This is a genomic window from Streptococcus himalayensis (assembly GCF_001708305.1).
Lineage (GTDB): Bacteria > Bacillota > Bacilli > Lactobacillales > Streptococcaceae > Streptococcus > Streptococcus himalayensis.
Genome location: NZ_CP016953.1, coordinates 1297867 through 1320919, shown reverse-complemented (window position 1 = coordinate 1320919; position 23053 = coordinate 1297867). Strand labels below are relative to the sequence as shown.

Sequence of the window (23053 nt, the reverse complement as noted above, 5' to 3'; positions counted from 1 at the left end):
CGATAGATATTCGTCTGAAAATCTGATTTATACTCATTAAAAATCAAAATCTGGTGTTGTGATCTCACCTTGCTTCAACAGTCCAGCGGACTGTTGAAGGTTGGAAATAAGCATTATGACATAATCCTCAGCTAACCTCCGTTAACCCTATGTTTTTTAGGACACAAGTTAGGCTAGTTTTATCTATCACCTTCCACAATTCTCAATTGTGAAAGCTAATCAAATCTTGATGTTCATAGAGTATGATCTCCCTGCTGAGACAGCTGTAAAAACCTTAGCCAATCACACTTCCATTTGGCACACTGGCATCAACTGTCAAGAGGGTCACGCTATCCCCATGTTCAGCAGATAGAATCATCCCCTGACTGATGTGTCCCATCATCTTACGCGGCTTGAGGTTGGCTACAATTTGAACTTTTTTGCCGACCAATTCTTGCTCATTTGGATAATATTTGGCAATTCCAGAGAGAATTTGGCGGTCCTCCTTGTCACCTGCATCTAGGCGGAATTGAAGTAATTTATCACTACCTTCAACTTTTTTTACTTCTTTGACTTCCGCCACACGGATTTCAACCTTTTCAAAATCATCAAACTTGATTTCCTTGCGGTTGAGGGTCAATTCAACCTCTTCTGGTTTCCATTCTTTTTCCACAACTGGTTTACCAGCTGCCATCTGTTCCTTGATGTAGGCAATTTCCTCGTCCATTTCAAGACGTGGGAAGATTGGCTGACCTTTTGTAACCACTCGCAAATCTGCTGGTAAATCTGCCAGTGCTAAATTCTCTAAGCTATTTGCCTTTTCCATTCCCAACTGCTCTAAGATTGCAGCACTTGTCGTCATCATGAATGGCTCAATCAAATGAGCCACCACACGAAGACTTGCTACTAAGTGGCTCATCACAGCAGCCAGTTCGCTTCGTTTGTCTTCGTCTTTTGCTAACAGCCATGGAGCCGTTTCATCGATATACTTGTTAGTACGGGCAATCAAGGTCCAGACCGCTTCTAGGGCACGTGGATAATCCACCGCATCCATTTGCTTATGGTATTCTGCGATTGCTTCTGCTGCTACCTGTGCCAAATCCGCATCAAAGGCTGTCACATTTTCTGCATAGGTAGGCACTTGTCCATCAAAGTATTTATTCACCATAGCCACCGTACGGTTGAGGAGGTTTCCAAGGTCATTGGCGAGTTCGTAGTTAATCCGTCCTACATAATCCTCTGGTGTAAAGGTCCCATCTGAACCGACCGGTAAACTTCTCATGAGGTAGTAACGCAAAGGATCGAGTCCATAGCGCTCCACCAGCATATCTGGATAGACAACATTTCCTTTAGACTTAGACATTTTGCCGTCTTTCATGACAAACCAACCGTGAGCAATCAAGCGTTCTGGTAATGGTAAATCGAGCATCATGAGGAGGATTGGCCAGTAAATCGAGTGGAAACGTAAAATATCTTTTCCAACCATGTGGAAAACCGTTCCGTTCCAGAATTTATCAAAATTTGCATGATTTACTTGACCATAGCCAAGAGCTGTTGCATAGTTCAAGAGGGCATCAATCCAGACATAGACAACATGTTTTGGATTGGACGGTACTGGAACTCCCCAGGTAAAGGAAGTCCGGCTGACTGCCAAATCCTCAAGTCCTGGTTCAATAAAGTTTTTCACGATTTCATTCATCCGCCCATCTGGTTGGATGAAATCAGGACGTTCTTTAAAGAAGGCTACCAAGCGATTCGCATATTTGCTCAAACGAAGGAAGTAGGATTCTTCTGATACCCATTCCACCTCATGACCAGAAGGAGCAATTCCCCCAGTCACCTTGCCTGCTTCATCTCGAAAAACTTCTTCTAACTGGCTTTCGGTGAAAAATTCCTCATCAGACACAGAATACCAGCCAGAATATTCTCCTAGATAAATATCGTCTTGTGCCAGCAAACGTTCAAACACTTCTGCGACTACCGTTTCATGATAGTCGTCTGTCGTGCGGATAAATTTATCATAGGAAATGTCCAAGAGTTCCCACAATTTTTTGACCTCATCGGCCATACCGTCCACATATTCTTGCGGAGTAATACCAGCTTCAGCTGCCTTGGTCTGAATCTTTTGACCATGCTCATCCAATCCTGTTAAATAAAAGACATCATAGCCCATAAGGCGCTTGTAGCGCGCTAAAACATCGCAGGCAATCGTTGTATAGGCAGAACCAATATGGAGCTTCCCAGAAGGGTAATAAATGGGGGTCGTAATGTAAAAATTCTTTTCTGTCATAACTTTTCCTTTCAGGGCAAATGAAACCCAGTTCTATTTCTTCATTATATCATAAAAAAGGAACTGATAACATACAAAATATCACGTACTCTACTTCCCTATGTGTAGAAATGACCACAGAAGATTGAGCACAAAAGAAGCCTACTTCTCTCACTTTTTGATATAATACAAGAAGAACAAAAAGAAAAGGATAGATTATGAAACTCATCTCATGGAATATTGATTCTCTCAATGCAGCCTTGACCAGTGATTCTGCCCGTGCACAATTGTCACAAGCTGTCTTGCAAACCCTCGTTACAGAAGACGCGGATATTATCGCCATTCAGGAAACAAAATTGTCAGCCAAAGGACCTACTAAAAAGCATTTGGAGATTTTAGAGCAACTCTTTCCTGATTATGAACACACATGGCGTTCATCTGTCGAGCCAGCTCGTAAGGGCTATGCAGGAACCATGTTTCTCTATAAAAAAGACTTGACCCCAACTATTACCTTCCCAGAAATTGGAGCACCAACGACCATGGACTTGGAAGGGAGAATCATCACCCTAGAATTCGAACATTTCTTTGTGACCCAGGTCTACACACCAAATGCGGGAGACGGTTTGAAACGCCTCAGCGATCGCCAAATTTGGGATCAAAAATATGCAGAATACCTAGCAACATTAGACCAGGAAAAGCCTGTTCTGGCAACAGGTGACTATAACGTTGCCCACCACGAAATCGACCTTGCAAATCCTGCTAGCAACCGCCAATCACCTGGATTTACTGATGAAGAACGTGCAGGATTTACCAATCTACTTGCCAAGGGATTCACTGATACCTTCCGCCACTTGCATGGTGAGCTTCCCCATCAATACACTTGGTGGGCGCAACGCAGCAAGACCAGCAAAATCAACAACACCGGCTGGAGAATTGACTACTGGCTTACCAGCAATCGTGTAGCTGATAAGGTCACCAAGTCTGAGATGATTGACTCAGGTGCCCGCCAAGACCACACCCCAATCGTGATGGAAATTGATTTATAAGGAGAAACGATGATTACAGCATCAACCACTATGCTCTATGTAGAGGATACAACAGCCGCTATGGAATTTTGGACCGAAAAAATGGGCTTTGTTCTCTTAGATACAGCTGACCACGGAGACGCTATTTCCTATGAAATTGCACCGTCGCTTGAGGCTACGACCAAATTTGGCATTCATGATAAGGAGTGGGTTGCAAAAGCAAATCCTGGTATGACTCTCAGCTATCCAAGTCTGTTGTTTGACACAGAAGATTTGAAATCTGAGTACGAACGTTTGACACAAGCAGGCGTTTCCACCAATCCCATCATGGAATACCAAGGGATGGTTCATTTCACCTTTGCTGACAACGAAGGACACTACATCGCAGTACGAGAAAGCACCGCCAAATAATGCAAAAAGGCAAAAGAGTTCGCTCTTGCCTTTTTATTTATACCCAATGAAAATCAACATTAGCATCTTGATGCTTTCTTAGATGGTTTGGATGTAAACTACCTGTGTTCTATGACTATTCATCTTATTTACTGGAAAAGTATCCTGTTTAACTCATTTAGTTCTCTACATTTTAAACCTAAAATAAATATATCTAGATAAAAAGGCTATATTTGAAATGAAATGAGTATCAACTTCCTGTCAACTCATTTTTCAGGTTTCATACTCTATAAAAACAGGAGTCAGACAAGGTCCCGCATGTCTAACTCCCGTATTTTTTAGTTGCAATAAAGTAAATTCTTCTTATTTTTCTTCTTTACGCTTGAGAACAAACATACAACTACTGATAGAAACGAGCAAACCCAAAATAGTCATTTTTGAACTTTCTTTACTAGATGTATTTGGAAGTTCTTCTTGCATTACCATTGTCTCCTGAGTACTGGTCAATATAGGCTGTTTCTCTGTTTGATGGTAGACAACCGCTGTCTGAATAACTTCTTGGTGAATGATTGGCTTCGCCATGTTCCAATTTTGTGAAGGAGTTGATTGATACACAGGCGGAATCATGATTCCTTTTATCGGTAATTCTTCCAAACTAGCTAGCTGCAAACCAAACAAAGCATTCGAAACCCATCTATACAAATGTACAGGATGCAATCGATTGGTTGGATTCCCTGCATAGATAAACAATGGATTCTCTTGATACTGTCCATAAATAGCCATCACTTTATTAGCTAATTGTTCATTCCCTGGCCACCAACCAGCAACATAAAAATCTTTATCTGCAACTGTCACAATTGGTTGGAAACCCTTCGGTGTTTCTTCAATCCAATTCCCTGAATTTGAGTAGAAGAAGTCGTGTTTTGCATATCCACTTGCAATCGGACTCTTGTCGTCAACAATTGCCCGCAGTAATCCTTCATAGCTATCTCCATATTCAAATTGCTCTGCATTAAAGCCCTCTAAAACACCTAACTCCTCCAGACGTTGCATCGCTTCTCCACCTAGAATAATCGTCGGTTTCTTCCCCAGAATATCGGCTGAAAACTTGCCATCTTCCAAAACAATCGCATCTGATTCATCTGCTGTTTCAACAATAGTAAAGCCCATATCCTTCAAAGCTAAGGCTGAATTTGAAGTAATCGGAAAATCTCCAGCCCAGGTAAAATGATGAGAAGGTGAATAAACCTTGATCATTGATAATGGTGTTCCAACTGGCTTCTTATACAGAGCTTCTCCATAAATAGCATAATCAGTCAACAACTTGGCAAAGGTATTGGTATCAACGATATAGCCATCCTCTGTCAAATAAACCTTGCCACCTGCTTTGATTACTTGATTCACTGCTTTCACAGATTCCTTGGAAGTATTCGCAATCACATAGTAAGGAGCCTCATCATCAACCATAGTAGTACGAGGTGCTTTAGTCCAACTTACCTCTTTTAATTGATTCTCAAATAATTTATCCTGAAAAACGGCCGTTGCTTTAAACCCACGCATATTTGGGAAATTAACAACTAACTCAGCATACATCGCTTCCCAGGCAGATTCATTCGAGCCTGAGTATAGCACATGATTAGCAAATCCTCGTTTCGCTTGCGCCATATCCACTACCAGATCTCCTTTTTTAAAGGAAGCGGTATCTTGTAACAATTCTTTTACTTCCACACCATTTCGTTTAAAGTAGTCAATCATATTAAATGCTTCTTGGGAATCAACTTCTTTCCCCAATCCCATCGGAATCACATAGTAATCTGGAAAGAATTTCGGCGCCCCTTGTTTCAAACGTCCCACAACTTCACCGTCTGGTCCAACTAGCTCTTTTTCTGCTTCAGGAGATTCTACTTTATTTACTCCTCGAGAATAGAACTTCAACCGTGTTTCCATCAGTTGATCTGGACGTTCTGAAAGGAAATGGATACCTCCTAAAACAGCATGATAACCAGCATCATAAGAATCCTGATTCCCTTGAGGAATTTCAATGGTATGTCCGAGTATGCCATGATACATAGCATACACTGCTGTATAGCCTGAGAAAGAATCGTCCCAACCGGATCCCCAATCTAGTTTAGGAATGATAAACGATTCATAGCTGGAATTAGCGACCCCAGTTCTTCCCATCTCACGCGCATTTTCAAGCATTAAATCCGCAAGCAAATCATATTCAAAGTTTGGATCATGAGGCGGAGTAGCAGGTTCAATTAGAAATTCCTTGACAAATCCATGAACATCATAGACTGCAATTGGATTCCACTTATTCATTTGAGCAACAATAGCTCTCGTTTCTGGATTGTTTTGGTAACCAGTATCGCGATTAGGATCCAGACCATTGGCTAGAGTTCGAGTATTTAAGACATCTCCATCTGGGTTTTCGGTGAAATCAAATAAAAAAATAAATTTTTTTAAAAGTTCATTCACATCCATATGAACCTGTTTTAGATTGCCTTGTTCATCCGTCGTTGAATAATCAAAAATATCTTGACTTGCAAACGCTTTAAACAATCCAGTGATGATATCAATTCCTGGTTGCTCATCAGCATGAGTATTGTTTATTAGAACAGGAAGTTTATAGTCGAATTCTCCTTTTTTGAGAAGCTCTAACATTTTGTCTGGTTTTGTTAACATCAGCGGGGTTACACGAGATAGATAATCCTCTACACTTTCTTGATCTTTTGCGATAATCCCCATTTTAATCGCTCTATTTTGTGCACTTATACCGATTGTCTCAATATTTACAAAACGATTTTGTGCAGCTTCTGTTTGAGCTTTTCCAATAGCAGCTAGCATTTCATCGTGTGTATGGAAATCCTTATAAGGCCGAAATAGCAATGGTTTGACAACAGACACCGTTCCATCACTTGCCATCCCTTTTAAAATATGTTCCCCAATAAAACTTCGATACGTACGTCGGATATTACTAGGACTTCTTAAGCTTAAGTCTTTTCCAAATAGCGGATTGAATGTAGCTGAAATTGTTTGAGTATCTCCTTGCTCACTACTTGCTATTGTCATCAAGGAATCCCCTGAAAAATCCCCTGCTTTCAAAGAGCATGTTTTCCAATCCTCAATTGGCTTATCATCCAAAGTCCATGTCAAACTCGAAAGATTATCTATCTTTTGTTTTATTGTATCGGAAAAACTTCCTGCTTCAGACATGTAGACCTGTGTTGATGGTAGAGTTACAATCGAATCATCTTGATTTGACTTCTGTGTCACTTCTCCGGATACAGTTCCCTTATGTTGATGCGTTTCCTCAAGCATGGGAGCTTGAGGTTGAGAAGATGGAAGAACTGATTCGAACGACTCAGCAACAAGTTCCGGCACTATCTCTTCATTTCTTGCAACTCTCGAGATAACTGTACCAGATGAACTTTCCTGAGAAGTTCTTTCATCTGCCAATACTCCCTGACCCTGACTAAGAAGAAAAGCCGTTAAAACAGCAGAGGTTATCGTCAACTGTTTTAATAATAGATGTTTAGATGTTTTTTTCATGGCACATCTCCTTTGTAAATAATTTATAATTTTATTATAACAAAAACAAAAAGCGCTTACAAATAAAGGTAGTAAACAAATAAAACATATGTAAAATTCGGAATATTCCAATTTCCCTAATCGTAGTGGATTTTTGAATTTTCTTGGTATTTTTGATAGGATGAAAGAAAACGAGAAAGAGGATTGAATATGACTGATTACAAACTACCAGAAGTATGGGAAGCACCTGAGAGCATGGATGGAAAATGGGGCGGCCTCAATCGTCCAACCGCAGGAAGCCGATTTGAACAAACACTTCCTGTCGGTGAAAAACCTTTCCAACTCTATTCCTTGGGCACACCAAATGGTGTAAAAGTCACCATTATGTTTGAGGAGTTGAAAGAACTAGGGCTGACGGGGGCTGATTATGACCTCTACCGCATCGCTATCGGCGAGGGTGACCAATTTGGCTCTGATTTTGTGGCTATTAACCCCAATTCCAAAATTCCTGCACTCTTAGATTTATCAGGCGACAAGCCTGTTCGCGTCTTTGAATCAGCTGCCATTTTGCTCTATTTAGCAGAAAAATTTGAAACCCTTCTGCCGAGCAATTCGATTGAGCGAACAGAGGTGCTCAACTGGCTCTTTTGGCAAACAGGTGCTGCACCGTTTCTCGGAGGAGGATTTGGCCATTTCTTCCATTATGCACCTGAAAGCATCGAATACGCTATCCATCGCTTTGCCATGGAAGCTAAGCGCCAGCTTGATCTTCTTGACAAGGAACTTGCAACCAAACCCTATATCGCAGGCAATGACTATACTATCGCAGATATTGCGATTTGGTCTTGGTACGGCCAATTATCCCAAGACAAGCTGTGGGACAAGGCAGGGGTATTCCTCAATGTCAAAGAATACCCTCACTTACAAGCCTGGACGGAGAAAATCGCAGCTCGTCCTGCTGTCAAACGTGGACTTGCCGCTGACTACCAATCTATCCACTAAGAACCCCAACCATGTAGGAAATCTTTCCAACATGGTTTTTTTACAAAAAAGAAGGCCGAACACCCCCTCTTTCTAATACTCATTTAATTTCAAAAATAGCTATACCATATATAAAAATTTATTTTCTATGAAATGAAGTGGGCTAAGTAAGTCAAACATGATGCTTTTTCAGTAAATAAAAAGGACAGTGACAAAAAAAGAGGTAGGAAACATCTAAGAAACTCGCAAAATTGCTAACTTTGATTTTCATTGAGTATAAACACAAAACCTGATACTCGTCAAAAATCAACATCTGACAGCGTTAACTCCCCTTGCTTCAACAGTTCAGCAGACTGTTGAAGGTTGGAAATAAGCGATTTCGTTGCCTAGTCGGATTTGAGTATGAAATAAACTTTTCAACGGTTGCCCCTATCCTGTTTTACAGATTATCCCTATTTATGAAAAAAGCCGAGGTAACAGTATCCAACCTCGCTTTTTTCTAGCTTAACAGTCTGACGCAGTAATTGTCTGCTTTATAGAACACTGATAAATCAACATTCTAATAGAAGAGGCTAGCGAATATTTCTTCGCTAGCCCTATTTCTAACCTTTCACAATTAAGAGTTGTGAAAGCTAGTCAACATGCGGGGTGGGAGTAAACGAAACCAGAAATAAAGGAGTGAGGAAAATCGATTTCTTCGAAATCACGATTAAGTCCCACTCCCTTCTTCAATCTACACAAACCAATCTTTCATTTACAAATCAGAAAAATCATAAAGTTGGGGATACTGGTCACACTCAGGATTTCGAGGATGACAAACCGCACGTCCAAAATAAATCAAGGCTTGATGGGCTGGTAGCCAACGCTCTGGTGCTAGAATTTCCATGACTCTTTTTTCGACCTCTAATGGAGTGGCTGATTTTTTGACAATTTCATGGTGCTTACAAATGCGCTCCACATGGGTATCGACAGCAAAAGCCGGAATGCCAAATCCAACACTCATGACCACATTGGCTGTCTTTCTTCCCACGCCAGCCAAACTTTCCAACTCTTCTCGTGTCTGCGGCACTTGGCCATCAAAATCATCAAGAAGCTGTTGAGCACATTTTTTCAAAAATTTAGCCTTGTTACGGTAGAGACCTAGCCTTGAGATGTAGGCTGCAATTTCTGATTCGGAGGCTGTTGCCATCTTCTCCGGTGTCGGGAAGGCTTCAAACAAAGCAGGGGTAGATTTGTTGACCGCTGCATCTGTCGTTTGAGCAGACAGCATGACGGCAACCAAGAGCTCAAAATGATTTCGAAAATCAAGACTTGGTTTTGCATCTGGATACAGGGCAATGATTTCTTCTAATACTTTTCTCGCACGTTTCTTTGATAAAACCATAACAATTCCTTTCTCCTCTTAATTATATCATGAAAATCAGAGAAAGTGACTATTCTCTCGACCTATAGTTTTAAACTATAGAAAATCATAATAAAACTATATTTTACAGCTATATAAGAATGTGCTAGAATAAGGCTATAATCGAAAGAAAGAGGACATAAGATGACAAAAAAAGCATTTGAACACGTTGGTAGTTTTTTACGCCCTGCAGCTCTGCAAGAAGCTCGCAAGCAATTTGAAGCGAAAACCGTTTCTTTTGAAGAATTAACAGCTGTTGAGGATCAAGCCATTCGCGAATTGGTTGATCAGCAGATTGCTGCAGGTCTTGAGAAAGTGACCGATGGTGAATTCCGTCGGAGTTACTGGCACTTGGACTTCTTCTGGGGATTTGGAGGAGTTGACCACGTGCAGGCAGCTGAAGGCTACCATTTCCATGATGAAACTACAAAAGCCGACTCTGCTTTGATTGCTGGAAAAATCACTGGCGACAACCATCCTTTTGTAGCTGCTTATCGCTTCCTAAAAGATTATGTAGATAGCAAAAATGCAGCAGTCGAGGCTAAAATCACGATCCCAGCTCCTGCTCAGTTCTATTTTGAATTGATCCGTGACCAAGAACATGTCGAAAAATTAGCTGAGATTTATCCTGATTTTGATGAACTCCGCCAAGACATCAAAGCTGCTTACCTACAAGTCATTGCAGATCTCGTAGAGGCTGGACTCAAAACCTTGCAAGTCGATGACTGTACATGGGGAACTCTGGTCGATGAAAACTTCCTCACTCTTTGGGGAAGACCTCAAGGAAAAACTCCTGAACAAGTCCGTGATGAGCTCTCTCATCTCTTCTTGACCTTTAATAATGATGTCTATCAAGCTGTTCCAGATGGTCTCTTGGTCAACACCCATGTCTGCCGTGGAAACTTCCACTCGACTTGGGCGACAGCTGGAGGTTATGATCCTATTGCCAAAGAACTCTTTGAAAAAGAAGCCGTTGCAGAATACTTCTTAGAATTTGACACAGAGCGCGCAGGTGGATTTGAACCCCTTGCAGCACTGACAGATAATAAAGTAGCCGTACTAGGCCTTATCACTAGCAAAAATGGAGAATTAGAGGACAAAGAAACAATTATCCATCGCATTCGCGAAGCGGAAAAAGTTGTGCCTCTTGACCAACTTTGGCTCTCCACTCAGTGCGGATTTGCTTCAACGGAAGAAGGAAATATCCTCACTGCAGATGACCAATGGAAAAAACTTGCCCTCGTCAAAGAAGTCATTGATGAGGTTTGGGGATAAAAAATAAAGAGCTTGGAACAACAGCCCAACTCTACATAGAAAAAACCACAGAAATCGTTTCCCCAAACAATTGGGCGAAAACAATCTCTGTGGTTTTTCTGTTAAGATTGGTAACACTCACTATAAGAAGCGACTTCCTCATAGCCTTGCTTGCGGTACATCTCTACACCTCTAATTCTTTATACTTTGTTCGGTAGCCAATCTGCAAGATTTTGCCGTCCTGAATGAGCAGAGGGCGTTTGATGAGCATACCGTCATTTGCTAGTAGATCCAAGGCTTGATCCACCGTCAACTGGTCAAATTTGTCTTTTAAACCAAGGGCACGATAGCTATTGCCAGAGGTATTGAAATATTTCTTGAGCTCAAGCCCTGTCGCTTCCATCCACTCTTTTAACTGACTCGCTTTGGGTGGATCGGTTTTAATATCAATCGCCTCAAATTCAAGTCCCAGATCTTGTAACTCAGCCTTGGCTGCTCGACAGGTTGAGCATTTTGGGTATTCATAAAATGTTAACATGTTTTGTCCTCTTTTTTCATTGATAATTCATGGGCGAGTAGCCAATCTTTTTTATCCAAGCCAGCTGCGTAGCCTGTCAGTTGGCCATTTTTTCCGATCACGCGGTGACAGGGGATGAGAATGGAGTAAGGATTTCGCCCTACGGCTCCTCCAACAGCCTGGGCAGAGCGAACTCCCAAGACTTTTCCAATTTCCCCATAGGTGACTACTTGTCCATAAGGAATCGTGGTTAAATAGCGCCATACTCGCTCTTGAAACGCTGTTGCTTTCATGGATAAGGGAATCCTCTCAAAATGAGGATTTCGGCCTGCAAAATAGGCATCCAGAGCTTCTTTGGTTTGGGTTAAAATCGCATGCGAAGATAGGAAAACAGGCTCTTCCACTCCTTTTTCAGCATACTTTTGCTTTACAAACCAAATGCCAACAAGCCCCTTGTTATCTGCTACCAAAGACATCTCCCCTATCGGAGAAGAATAGAGTTGCTTATAGTAGACCATCTTGGTAAACCTGACTAATTTTAGGAGTTCCGTCTGGATTGAGCAAGGCAGTGAAACCACCTTTTGAAGTTCCCAGATACTCAAGCCCCGTTTCTTTATCAATGACCAGCGGAAAGCCTGCACTGACATCAAATACCTCAAATCCATCTACGAGGTCTTTCGCGTGTTGCTGATGCACCTGTTTCTTCATCTTTCACCTACTTTTTAATCACACGGACACGGACGATGTTTTCATCTGCTTCAAAATTTGCCACTAGATTTGCCACCTTTTCAGCATCCGACTCATCCAAATCTAACAAAGTATAGGCATAGTCTCCTTTGGATTTGTTGATGATATTGTCAATATTGATATTGAGATGGCTGACAGCTGTGGAAATCTTAGCCACCATATTTGGAATATTTTTATTAATCAAGGTAATCCGATAGGGAGCAGATAGATTTTGTACGACAGTAGGGAAATTGACCGAATTGACAATCTCACCTGTTTCCATGAAGCGACGTAAAGTCTGACCAGCCATAATCGCACAATTAAGCTCCGCTTCTTCGGTCGAGCCACCCAAGTGAGGAAAGACAGTGATATGGGGCTTGTTGAGTAAGTCTTCAGTCCCAAAGTCTGTGATGTAGTTACGAACGACACCTGCTTCAATGGCTTCAAATAAGTCAGCGTGGTTGACCAATTCTCCACGAGCAAAGTTTAGGATAGTTACCCCTTTTTGCATGAGGTCAAAGCTCTCCTTGTTAAAGGTGTCTTTGGTATCTGGAGTCAAGGGAACATGAATCGTGATGTAATCAGCCGCTGCAAAGATATCCTTGATATCTCCTACACGCTTAACATGGCTGGAGATGTTCCAAGCTGTTTCAATAGAAACATAAGGATCATAACCTAGAACATTCATGCCTAGACGGCGAGCATCATTTGCTATTCTGGCTCCAATGGCACCTAGTCCAATGACACCAAGAGTTTTCCCTGTAATTTCTGTTCCTGCAAAGGCCTTTTTCCCAGCTTCAATCTGCTTTGGCACATCATCGCCCGATAGGGTGTTGGCCCAAGCAGTGGCACCAATATAGTCACGTGCAGAGAGTAAAATAGAGGCCAGGACAGCTTCTTTCACCGCATTAGCATTGGCTCCTGGCGTGTTAAACACGACAATTCCTTGGGCTGTTGCCGCATCTACTGGGATATTATTCGTCCCTGCACCTGCACGGGCAATAGCCTTCAGATTTTCTGGAAAAACCTCTCCGTGTAAATTTTGGCTTCGCAAGATATAGGCATCTGGATTATCCGCCTTATCCCCATCAATCTGAAAATGATTGCCCAATTCTTTCAAGCCAATTTGATTAATATTGTTAAAGGTTCGTACACTAAATACCATGTTATTTCCTAAAAGGGAGTGGTTGTTCTCCATTCCCTTCTCTTTCTATTCTTTTTTAGTCATTTCGACCTAGCAACCAGCGGTCATCTTCTGCAATTTCCTGATACAAACTGGTTTCTTGCTTGCTTTTGATTTTCTGATAGGCCAGACGCTCCCCATCAATCGGGACTTTCCCACAATAAACAAAGCCTAATTTTTCCAAGATATGCTGCATGGGCAGATTTTTTTCGTGGGTGTCGCACCGAAAATCTGGCCCCTTTTGTCCTTCAATTAAGCCCTGTAAAAAGGTCTGAATGATTTGTTGCCCACGAAAAGCTGCAGCAACTGCTATGCGGTGAAAAGTGGTGTAGATAAAATTATTGTGCTGCCATTTTCCGTCATAAATCTCGTTATAGGCTGGTTCATTACCGACTTGGACAGCTGTATAGGCTGCTACCTGTCCCTCTACAATTGCCACATAGCCACGACCGGATAAAATATCCTCAAAGATATCCTCCTGACTTGGATAGGCTCCTTGCCACTGGCTACTGCCCGATTGGGCTAAAAACTCACGAGCATCTTGAAAAATTTGACAAATCGCAGTCACTTCATTGGGGTGAGCAAGTCGAATTTCCATTAGGCATTCTCCTCTTCAAATTTCTTCATAAAGGCAATCAAATCAACCACTCCTTGGCGGGGAAAGGCGTTGTACAGACTCGCTCGCATACCGCCGACCGAACGGTGACCTTTAATATTTTTAAAACCTGCCGCATCGGCTTCCTTGTTGAATTTTACATCTAGCTCAGCACTTGGCGATACAAAAGGAATGTTGGCCACGGAGCGCTGCTTCTTATGGAGGACTGGACTCGTGTAAAAGCTCGACTGCTCGATATAATCATACAAGAGATCTGATTTTTCACGGTTGCGTTTTTCCATTTCTGCCACGCCTCCCAAGTCCTTGACCCATTCAAAGACCAGTTTAGCCATATAAATTCCAAAGGTTGGTGGGGTATTATAAAGAGAGTTATTCTCCGCCTGAATGCGGTAATCTAGCATACTTGAAAGCACTGGCTCTTGATTTAACAAGTCCTCTCGGATGATGACCACCGTCACGCCAGCTGGACCGATATTTTTCTGTGCCCCTGCATAAATCATCCCAAAATCTTCAACCTGATAGTCTGCTGCTAGGATATTCGATGACATATCCGCAATCACTGGGACACCATTGGTATCTGGCACTTGATACAAGGCTGTTCCTTCAATAGTATTGTTGGTCGTCACATGGACATAGGCTGCCTGTGGATCAATGGCTCCAGCGTCAAAAGATGGAATTTCCACATAATTTTGCGGCTCTGAGCTAGCCAGGCAAATTGGCTCAAAAGGAATGGTTTTTGAGAGTTTGACAGCCTCTGTATAGGCTTTTTTCCCCCAAGAACCAGCTACCACATAATAGGCTTTTCGGCCTTGAGCGAGATTTAAAGGAATCATCGAAAACTGAGTTGAGGCTCCTCCTTGTAAAAACAACACTCGATAGGTATCTGGAATCTGCATCAGCTCTCTCAACAAGCTCTCTGCCCCTTTGATAATCTCATCAAACTCTTTGGATCGGTGGGATAGCTCCATCACACTCATGCCACTCGTTGCATAGTCCAAAAATTCAGCTTGGGCTTTTTCCAACACTTCTTTAGGCAATACTGCAGGACCTGCAGAAAAATTGTAAATCGTCATATCCGACCTCCTTGCTATTTTTTCTATCATAGCATAATTTTCAGAAAATTGCTATAGTTTTTATCATCGTCCTTTCTAAAGACTGATAAAATAAGCTTTTTGATGAGTCTATATCTAACCTTCTACCAATTTGTTCACCTTTTTGTGGACTAAAGAGAGCTGATTGCTTTTTCGAAGTATGAGACAGCTTCTTTTTCTTTATCTTTGGATAGGTGAGAATAGACATCTAATGTCATGGAGATGTTAGCATGTCCTAGACGATACTGTAGCTCTTTGTAGCTGATACCAGCATTCAATAATAAGCTAGCGTGAGTATGGCGAAAAGCATGAAAGGTGAAACGCGGGACACCTGCCTCTTTACAACGAGTATCTAAGGAATGCTGCCTAATCGCTGTGTCAAAGTACTTTCTTGTTGGAGTAGCAAAGACAACCGATGATGCACGCGCACCATGCTCAAAAAACACCTGTCTTTGTCTAACCTGATACAATCGTAGCGTATTTTTTGTTTTTCCATCAATGCTTATCGTTCTATTTCCTGCATTAGTTTTGGTTGTATCAATCAACTGTGTAGCCCTACTAAAAGTCTTACTGACTGATATAGTGCCTTCTTCTAGGTCAATATCTGACCATTCCAGAGCACATGCTTCACTTATTCGTAATCCCGTAGAAAGCAACAAATTATAGAGAACATACTCAAAATACAATCCATACCGCCTATACTGGATTTTCTCTATATTATCCAAAAAATCCTTTAAATGCTCTGGCTCAATGAATTTTACTTTGGAAGTGTCTTTGGGTTTAGAGCGTGGCAAGATAATATCTCTAGCTGGATTCAAAGTAATAATACCTAGCAATATCCCATATTGAAAAATCCTACGAATTGCTGAACGGACAGCTTTGTAGTTTTCAAAATAGGTTGACAACTCATTTATCAAAACTTGAATATCACTAGAAGTTATCTTATCTACTTTCCTATCTCCGATAACTGGTAGTACATGACAATTAAGCTGTGACACTGTGCCTTTATAAGTCTGTAACTTAACTGTTAATTTGTAACTATCAAGCCATAGACTTGTCAATTCTTTAAAAGTTTTAACACTTACCTTTTTTTGAACAGTTGAGCCATTCTTTTCAAACTCAACCTGTCTTTGTTTAATTGCTTTACGCAATTCTGTTTTAGTTCGTGCCGTAACATTAGTCTTTACTTTTTTTCCTGTACTTCTATCCACGCCTAGATAAATATTAGCACGAAAGACTGTTGTACCATTTTTCTTTTTGATTTCGTTTATTTTCATTCCATTAGCTTCCTTCCTTCATCAGCAGGCAAGCTTGAAGGTATCTAACAGAATGATATATTATTTATCTAGTTCCTTTCTCCTAGCAATCATTCCTTCAACAACTGTTTTAAGAAAAGTATGTTCCTCATCCGACAGGTAACTTCCTCGAAGTGTCAATTTCATATTAGAACTTAATAAACTAGATAAATCAAGAGAATACTCCTTGTTTGGGGAAATTGAGTGAGTAAATGATAAAAATTCTCCCTGTCTACTCCCACTATTCAACGATGCTAATTCATTTTGAATAATCGCAAATAATCTAGCTTCTTTATCGCCGAGTGTCTCGTTACTATCTAACACAGACAATACCATATCTTGGAAGTAGTGCATTTTCCACCATTGCTGAACTTGATAATCCATACCGTCAATAGCTTGATAGATGGGAATATATCTCTCATTCGTATTTTTATAGTCTCCATCTCTTCCATCTGGTAAAAAACTTTTTTGAAAGAAGAAATCTCTTTTCTTCTCATCTATCAACTGTTCATCTTCTTTATCTGTGTCCGACAACATTGTGATAATAAAACCATCTGGTGCCCACAATTCATAGTAGCCCTCAAAATTACTATCATCAGATAAATTGAATTGACAATTCTCTTTCCACTCATTATATAGTTTTTCTGTGAGAAATAGATCTTTATTTTTCTCATTAATAGGAGACACCTTAGATAAGAAATCTATTACCTTTATGAAGACAGGATAAGAAGAAATCTTCTTTTCATTCTCTACGTCTGAAATATAAGACCTAGAAACATCTATCTCTTTAGAAATCTGAGACAAGGAAATAGATAGTTCATTCCTTATATTTTTTAGTTTTTTTCCAATCATAGTACACCTCTGTTCTCTATATTTCCATTATACATGTTAACACCTAGAAAATCAATAGAAAAAGAGATTTTTTAAGATGTTTCTTTAAAAAGCTGACAAAATTATGCAATTGATAGTTGACAAAGTCTATAAATTGGTGTAGAATAACTTTTATTCAAATTGGAGGTGATGAATCTTGGAAGTATAAAAAAGACTCTTACATGTCGCCAAACATAGGATAAGAGTCATAAACAGATATAAATACCAAGTAGCAGGCAAGCTTGAAGGTATCTAAAAACATAGAATAGAGATAGTTAGAGGAAAATACAATTTTCTTCTAAGCCCTTTTCTATGCTGATTTCTTCTATTATACCATACACAATGGTATATTTCAACAACCTGCTACCTATATAAATATAGGGCGGAGGACAATTATGTGAAGATTGATTCACAAGGATTACTATCTACACAAGCTGAATTAAGCCTACTAGATGGGATTCAAAAAATGATAGAAAATTACCTATCATTACTAACAGATAATTTTAAACGAGACTCATTTGGTCTCATCCAACAAAAAGACCTAATCAAAGAATTAGGAATTAGCCTAGCAACTCTGCATGAGTGGGAGAGTCTAGGACTTAATCGTTATTGCCCACCCATTGAAGGAACTAGAAAAGTCTATTATAGGAAAATAGACGTTATGAAGTTCCTAACATATAGTAATAATACCGAAAGGAAGAATTATGATGAAAGTTATAAAGACAACTGAGGTTCACAGAGAAGAACAAGAATTACTTTTCCTCCCTATACCTGAAAACAAACTATCCGACCTATCAGAGTATAGTGAGTTGGATAGGAAAATAACAGAGTTCAAAGAGAAGCGAAAACAGAAGCTAACCACAGAGTATTCTGGGGAAAGTGATTCCTTTATCAGAAAGGAATTAAGAAAAAAAATACCTCACCATGAAATGGCTGAATTCCTTGAGAGCTTTCTAATACTACGTAAAATAAGTGATAACTCTGATAGAGAAGATTCAATGTTATTTATCTACGACCCTAAAATGGGTATATACAGACACGATCAAAATCGTCTTGAAAAGATAATAAGATATACTGAACCCTCGTACACTAACAGAGAAGTAAAAGAATGTCTAAAAAGTCTATATTTTCTATCTAATATAGAAACAGTCCAATCTTATAAAGAGACAAGATATGTAGCGTGTAATAATTGTATATTTGATACAGTTAATAAAACATCATATCCTTTTAGTCATTCAATTGTATTTACCTCAAAAAATTCTATAGACTATATTACAGAGGATTTGGATTCTCCTAAATTGGAGAATTTTGAATTTAATAATTGGTTACATACTCTATTTTCAGGAGACACAGATAGAATTAAGCTTGCTTGGGAAATCCTTACAGCATGTATTATCGGATATTCTGATGAGCGAATTATTTGGTTACTTGGAGAAGGAGGAACCGGAAAAGGAACTTTCCAGCAGTTAATCACGAATCTAATAGGTAGAAGTAATATAGCTTCTGCAAAACTCAATGAGTTTGAAAATCGATTCTTTACAAGTAAGCTAATAGGGAAACGACTGATTATTGGCGACGATAACCCTATTAATATTAATATCAAGGACCCTTCTATTATCTTTTCTCTAACCACAGGTGACCCTGTATCTGTAGAATTTAAAAACCAAACACCCTACACCATGTGGATGCGACCTGTTATCCTCCAATCTGCCAATAAATTTCCTACTATACAAGGAGATTCTACGGCAATTAGTAGACGAAGAATTTCATTAATCTTTGATGCTCAGTTCAATAAAGATAATTACGATAGAGACATTAAGGATAAACATATTAACAATTCTAAGCTTCTGGAATACGTTCTTCAAAAAGCCCTTCATCTAGGGTTTAAAAAATTTACAGATTTAGAAGATTCCGTACTTGTCAAAAAAATGTACGGAGAGATAACCGACTTAGACATTTTTTCGGATGATTTATTCTCAAAATGTGAATCTGATTTTTTACCTAATCAGTTTGTACTTTGGGCATATAACTCCTTCTGTGATAAACAAGGAATAACTCCGCTATCACCAGAACAATTTTTTAGGGAGTTCAAGAAAACACTCTCCAATCAATGGCAAAGTAGTGGGCCTCAGAAGCTTTCTAAATTTAACAAAGAGGATTCTAAATTCTTTTCAGATAATCCTTTTGAACTGAACAGCTCATCTAGCTATAGAGGATACAAGAGAATCACTAAATAATAAGAGTCCAATCTCAAAATAAAAAAGGGAACAATCGTTTATTTCTGATCGTCAGAATTTCAACGTTGTTCTCTTTTATTTTATACATTACTTTCAATCATCATATAAAATGATTTTTCAGTTAAATACAGCAAATACACATTTCCAACAAACATTTATATTCATGTTTGTTGTTTTTTTATTTTTCTACCTATAAGTTAGTCATTTAGTGTATATAGTGTATATGAAATCATCAATACCGTGCTGTCCGCCTTCAGGGGCTCCCAGCACAGTATTTTTATACTTTTAAAACTCACAAGGGAGAAAATATGCCATTTTCTCCCCACTTCATAGGCTCTTGTAGTACGAAGGACCCCCAAAGTCCGTAGTACGTCACAAGAGCCATTAACAGCCTCATACAACTCTTTTAAACTCCCCTCTGTGTAAGATTTATAATTTTTTGAGAAAATGCCACAGAAGCTGATATAAAGCCTTTTTTAACAAGTATAGCTAACTGTGACATTGTAAATTAGTTACTTATGTACTTAGAAAGCTATTGAATATATCTGGGACAAATGGTTATTAAGCCTAATACAATTAATGATTTCTATTCATTCAAATTGTTGATACAGGCGGGCGTATCCGACTTTATCACTATCCTTATTGTCCATAGTCCAGATTTAGAAGATGGTGCTATAACCTCCCATAAATCCGTTTTTATAAAGCTTATTCCACATGATAAAAAGAAGGATATTATCATACAAATTTAATGAGTGAAGCACAATCCACTCTCTAAAAGCATGAGATTAAAACTCTCTAATTATCTCCAAATATTTTGAGATATAAATTACAATATAATTCTAAAAATATCTGATTAATTATTAAATATTACACCTTACAATCGATTCCTTTTCCTAATTTTTTCTGTGTTTATCTATCATCATATTTGGTTCATGGTATAGTTTATCAAAAAAGAGGCTACTTCTAGCCCCTTTGTGTCTATCTTAGTGTCGCGTATAAAAGACAATAGTCATCGAAGGAAGAGTCTTTTCTGCACCAAAAATAGTTTCATAGGTCGTTAAACCTGTCGCTGTACCATAAACAGTAACCTTGTCATCTTCTGCTAGAATATTACTATCAAAATAACCTCTAGGGACTGTTGCATAAATAATATTCCATGAATCATCGACACGGATACGTAGTGTTACATCAACTAAACCTCTCGACACCTGTACAATCTCTCCAGCGACTTGGACTTTTGTTCCCTTTGCCACTTCATCATGATTCCATGCATCATAGCTCACTGTACCATAGCTAGATGGTTCTAGTTTTTCTTTCTCGGCAGTTCGTTTCTTTTCTTGATAAAAAGAATAATCATTGTACCCAATCACAATCTCTGTGTCCTTAGTATAGAAATGATTAGACAATGTCTCTGATTCGTATTTGTGTCCTTCAATCGTCACATATTTTACTTCATAATCATTGATATCTGTTATAATTTCAATTGGCTCTAACTTGATATTCGTGAAACCTAGCTCCTTTAACTTATTCTCTAACTCTGTATAGGGACCAGAAATCTTGAGTTCAGGTACAGTAATTGCATCCTTATCTTTTTCATAGTAAGTGATGTTAATTTTAGAATCTTTTGGAAAATAGTTTGATTTGTGGTAAACAGAATAATATTCCTGTCCATTAATCGAAACTTCTTTCACTGAGCCATTTCTTGAGTTGTCTCCTGTTTTTACAATTTCTTGCATCAGTGTAATTTCATTAAATCCTAAAGATTTTAATCTACCTTCTAATTCTTTCACAGAAACATTTTCAGAGATTTTTCCTATCTTAGCATACGAGTCAAGAAATTCATGATAAGCAATGACGATTTTTATATTTTTATCAAAATTTGCTTTATCCTGATATTTTTCCTGATTACCCACAACAACGCTGCTAACTGTTCTCTTTTCATCAGAATCTTTTTTGAGAGATTTATCTGGTTTTAACTTGATGTTTGTAAATCCTGCCTTTTCTAACTCCTTGACTACTTCATCTTTGTGCCGTCCTACAAATTGTTCAGACGAGTACGGGATTTCTGTAATAAAATTAGAATAAAAGAATAGCGATGAGAAAAATAATGTACAACTAATTACCTCACCAATACCTGCCAACTTAATATACTTTCGATTACCTAGCTTTTTATAACGAATCAATAACCATATAAATATAACTATTCCTATTAAACCAACAAATCGTAAAATTTGAAATAGCACAACCATTTTACCTTCTCCTTAAAAATTCCTTTATTTCTTCTATACTAGCTTGACTACCTTTTTCTAATTTTCTAACCAAGCCACGATGATTATAATACCCCAAACTAGGAACTGTCTTAATTCCCTGAAGCTTTCTAAATTGTTTTATAGCCTCTTTATCATTTCCTTCACTATCCAGATAGTATACAATACTATTTTTTTCTGAGACAGCCTGTGTAAGTTTAGGCACAAATTCTCGACAATAGGGACAACTCTCTCTTCCTATGTATAAATAAATTGATTCATTTTTTTCTAACCTAGCTTCTAGTTCCTCCATATTTATTCTACGATACGCTTGTACCGCTTTTTGATAATCGGTTAGTGAAGAACTTTTTAGAAAAATAACTAAAACACAGCATACTATTAAAAAAGATAAGCTAATACATAAAATCATTATCTTATACTTACTCATCACAACCAAAACCATCCTTATCTCTATCTAACCACGGCCCATACTGTGGGTCACTAGCAGGAATATTTACTCTGCCTGCTCGTCTTGCTTCTGTACAATTTCTGAAAGGTCTTAATCCTTGGTTAGGAGATGGCTGCGGGCTTGGTTGAATTGGTGCTGGACTCTGTGGTTGCGGGCTTGGTTGAACTGGAGCGGGTTCTGGAGCAGGTGAAGTTGGTGCTGATTGTGATGCTGGTTCTTCTTTTTTAGGTGCAGACACAGGACTATTTTCATCAGCTGGTTTTCGCATACTGCTTATCTTGATAGCTCCTACACCCATACGACCATAGTCTTCTAATTTAGTAATTTCTCCTGTGAAAACCTTTCTTTCACCAACACGCACATCTTGTGAAGACGGAACTCTTATAAACAGTCTGTCACCATTGATGGAATATTCCCGATACGCATCTGGCTCATAGATACCCATAACCTCTGTTTCAACTTCCAGTAAATTATCACCTTGAATAAGGTAATCAGGGAAACTATTGATAACCTTTGCGCGTAGAACAATATTCGTATTTGGTTTATTCAAATACTCATTAACTGTATAGTTAGCTGTGGGTGTCCACGTACCTCTGGCTGAAGTAGTGGTACTTCCTGTTTCTTTAGTGTTACTGTCGATATTCTTTGAAGATGAATCAACAGTGAAATCTCTCCTGCTAGAACTACTATAGCTACTGATTCTCTGACTTGAACTACTTACATAAGAACTGCTTGAAACCTCTGATATTGTAGAAGAACTGGACGTCATAGCCATATTCTTATTTATAGGGGCAAAGGTCGAAAGTAAACCAACTACAGACAGTAAGGTCAAGACAGCAAGCGAACTCAGAAATGTATAGAATTTCCATTGTTCAGACTTATGCATTAAATACCGAGAATGAAAAATAATCCCATAAATAACTACGATAATACCAAATAATATACACATGAATAACATGATGTTCTCCTTAA

Annotated in this window: 20 protein-coding genes; 6 read left to right on the top strand and 14 right to left on the bottom strand. The window is 39.1% G+C overall.

What is annotated here, in order from left to right; translation table 11 throughout:
• Positions 1 to 274: 274 nt before the first annotated feature.
• On the bottom strand, positions 275 to 2269 hold the full coding sequence (gene metG, locus BFM96_RS06195) for a methionine--tRNA ligase (RefSeq protein WP_068991728.1): 1995 nt from the start codon (positions 2267 to 2269) through the stop codon (positions 275 to 277).
• A gap of 197 nt (positions 2270 to 2466) precedes the next feature.
• On the opposite strand from metG, the gene BFM96_RS06190 reads away from it, so the two are divergent.
• Both BFM96_RS06190 and BFM96_RS06185 read left to right on the top strand, forming a co-directional pair.
• Positions 2467 to 3294, top strand: a complete 828-nt coding sequence (locus BFM96_RS06190; protein ID WP_068991726.1) for an exodeoxyribonuclease III — start codon at positions 2467 to 2469, stop codon at positions 3292 to 3294.
• Positions 3295 to 3303: 9 nt separating this feature from the next.
• On the top strand, positions 3304 to 3684 hold the full coding sequence (locus BFM96_RS06185; RefSeq protein ID WP_068991723.1) for a VOC family protein: 381 nt from the start codon (positions 3304 to 3306) through the stop codon (positions 3682 to 3684).
• A gap of 342 nt (positions 3685 to 4026) precedes the next feature.
• Here the strand turns inward: BFM96_RS06185 and BFM96_RS06180 are convergent, their stop codons facing one another.
• Positions 4027 to 7215, bottom strand: a complete 3189-nt coding sequence (locus tag BFM96_RS06180; RefSeq protein WP_068991719.1) for an LPXTG cell wall anchor domain-containing protein — start codon at positions 7213 to 7215, stop codon at positions 4027 to 4029.
• 189 nt (positions 7216 to 7404) lie between these two features.
• On the opposite strand from BFM96_RS06180, the gene yghU reads away from it, so the two are divergent.
• Positions 7405 to 8196, top strand: coding sequence for a glutathione-dependent disulfide-bond oxidoreductase (gene yghU / locus BFM96_RS06175; RefSeq protein ID WP_068991716.1), 792 nt, complete (start codon positions 7405 to 7407; stop codon positions 8194 to 8196).
• 733 nt (positions 8197 to 8929) lie between these two features.
• Here yghU and nth read toward each other — a convergent pair.
• The gene (gene nth / locus BFM96_RS06170; protein ID WP_068991713.1) at positions 8930 to 9559 is read right to left on the bottom strand and encodes an endonuclease III; all 630 of its coding nucleotides are present in this window, start codon (positions 9557 to 9559) and stop codon (positions 8930 to 8932) included.
• A 162-nt stretch (positions 9560 to 9721) separates the two neighbouring features.
• Here nth and BFM96_RS06165 point away from each other — a divergent pair, with 162 nt between their 5' ends.
• Entirely contained in the window at positions 9722 to 10852 is a 1131-nt protein-coding gene (locus tag BFM96_RS06165) for a 5-methyltetrahydropteroyltriglutamate--homocysteine S-methyltransferase (protein ID WP_068991711.1), read from the top strand.
• A gap of 163 nt (positions 10853 to 11015) precedes the next feature.
• Here BFM96_RS06165 and BFM96_RS06160 read toward each other — a convergent pair whose 3' ends face one another.
• From BFM96_RS06160 to BFM96_RS06125, 8 genes are all read right to left on the bottom strand, one after another.
• Positions 11016 to 11369: an arsenate reductase family protein gene (locus BFM96_RS06160; protein WP_068991707.1), complete on the bottom strand. Its 354-nt coding sequence runs from the start codon at positions 11367 to 11369 to the stop codon at positions 11016 to 11018.
• On the bottom strand, positions 11363 to 11866 hold the full coding sequence (locus BFM96_RS06155) for a methylated-DNA--[protein]-cysteine S-methyltransferase (protein ID WP_068991703.1): 504 nt from the start codon (positions 11864 to 11866) through the stop codon (positions 11363 to 11365). The genes BFM96_RS06160 and BFM96_RS06155 overlap by 7 nt, the downstream gene beginning before the upstream one ends.
• Positions 11853 to 12056, bottom strand: coding sequence for a DUF6440 family protein (locus BFM96_RS06150; RefSeq protein WP_068991700.1), 204 nt, complete (start codon positions 12054 to 12056; stop codon positions 11853 to 11855). The genes BFM96_RS06155 and BFM96_RS06150 overlap by 14 nt, the downstream gene beginning before the upstream one ends.
• A 7-nt stretch (positions 12057 to 12063) precedes the next feature.
• Positions 12064 to 13239, bottom strand: coding sequence for a 3-phosphoglycerate dehydrogenase family protein (locus BFM96_RS06145; protein ID WP_068991697.1), 1176 nt, complete (start codon positions 13237 to 13239; stop codon positions 12064 to 12066).
• Positions 13240 to 13294: 55 nt separating this feature from the next.
• A complete protein-coding gene (locus tag BFM96_RS06140) occupies positions 13295 to 13855 on the bottom strand; it encodes a GNAT family N-acetyltransferase (protein ID WP_068991694.1) in 561 nt (186 codons plus the stop codon).
• On the bottom strand, positions 13855 to 14946 hold the full coding sequence (serC, locus tag BFM96_RS06135) for a 3-phosphoserine/phosphohydroxythreonine transaminase (protein WP_068991691.1): 1092 nt from the start codon (positions 14944 to 14946) through the stop codon (positions 13855 to 13857). The genes BFM96_RS06140 and serC overlap by 1 nt, the downstream gene beginning before the upstream one ends.
• Before the next feature lie 149 nt (positions 14947 to 15095).
• Positions 15096 to 16241: a tyrosine-type recombinase/integrase gene (locus BFM96_RS06130; protein WP_068991689.1), complete on the bottom strand. Its 1146-nt coding sequence runs from the start codon at positions 16239 to 16241 to the stop codon at positions 15096 to 15098.
• Positions 16242 to 16301: 60 nt separating this feature from the next.
• Positions 16302 to 17111 (bottom strand): helix-turn-helix domain-containing protein, encoded by an 810-nt coding sequence (locus BFM96_RS06125; RefSeq protein WP_068991687.1) that lies wholly within the window; start codon positions 17109 to 17111, stop codon positions 16302 to 16304.
• A gap of 415 nt (positions 17112 to 17526) precedes the next feature.
• Between BFM96_RS06125 and BFM96_RS06120 the strand changes: the two genes are divergently transcribed.
• Together BFM96_RS06120 and BFM96_RS06115 are read left to right on the top strand one after the other, a co-directional pair.
• Positions 17527 to 17859, top strand: a complete 333-nt coding sequence (locus BFM96_RS06120; protein WP_083201756.1) for a hypothetical protein — start codon at positions 17527 to 17529, stop codon at positions 17857 to 17859.
• Positions 17834 to 19366, top strand: coding sequence for a DNA primase family protein (locus BFM96_RS06115; RefSeq protein WP_068991685.1), 1533 nt, complete (start codon positions 17834 to 17836; stop codon positions 19364 to 19366). Before BFM96_RS06120 ends, BFM96_RS06115 begins: the two co-directional genes overlap by 26 nt.
• Positions 19367 to 20349: 983 nt before the next feature.
• On the opposite strand, the gene BFM96_RS06105 is transcribed toward BFM96_RS06115, so the two are convergent.
• From BFM96_RS06105 to BFM96_RS06095, 3 genes are read right to left on the bottom strand one after another with little or no spacing between them, the layout of a single operon-like run.
• Positions 20350 to 21615: a hypothetical protein gene (locus tag BFM96_RS06105; protein ID WP_068991677.1), complete on the bottom strand. Its 1266-nt coding sequence runs from the start codon at positions 21613 to 21615 to the stop codon at positions 20350 to 20352.
• 1 nt (position 21616) lies between these two features.
• On the bottom strand, positions 21617 to 22060 hold the full coding sequence (locus BFM96_RS06100) for a thioredoxin domain-containing protein (protein WP_068994210.1): 444 nt from the start codon (positions 22058 to 22060) through the stop codon (positions 21617 to 21619).
• Complete coding sequence (locus BFM96_RS06095; RefSeq protein ID WP_068991674.1) at positions 22053 to 23039, bottom strand: excalibur calcium-binding domain-containing protein; 987 nt, start codon at positions 23037 to 23039, stop codon at positions 22053 to 22055. The genes BFM96_RS06100 and BFM96_RS06095 overlap by 8 nt, the downstream gene beginning before the upstream one ends.
• Between the last annotated feature and the right edge of the window lie 14 nt (positions 23040 to 23053).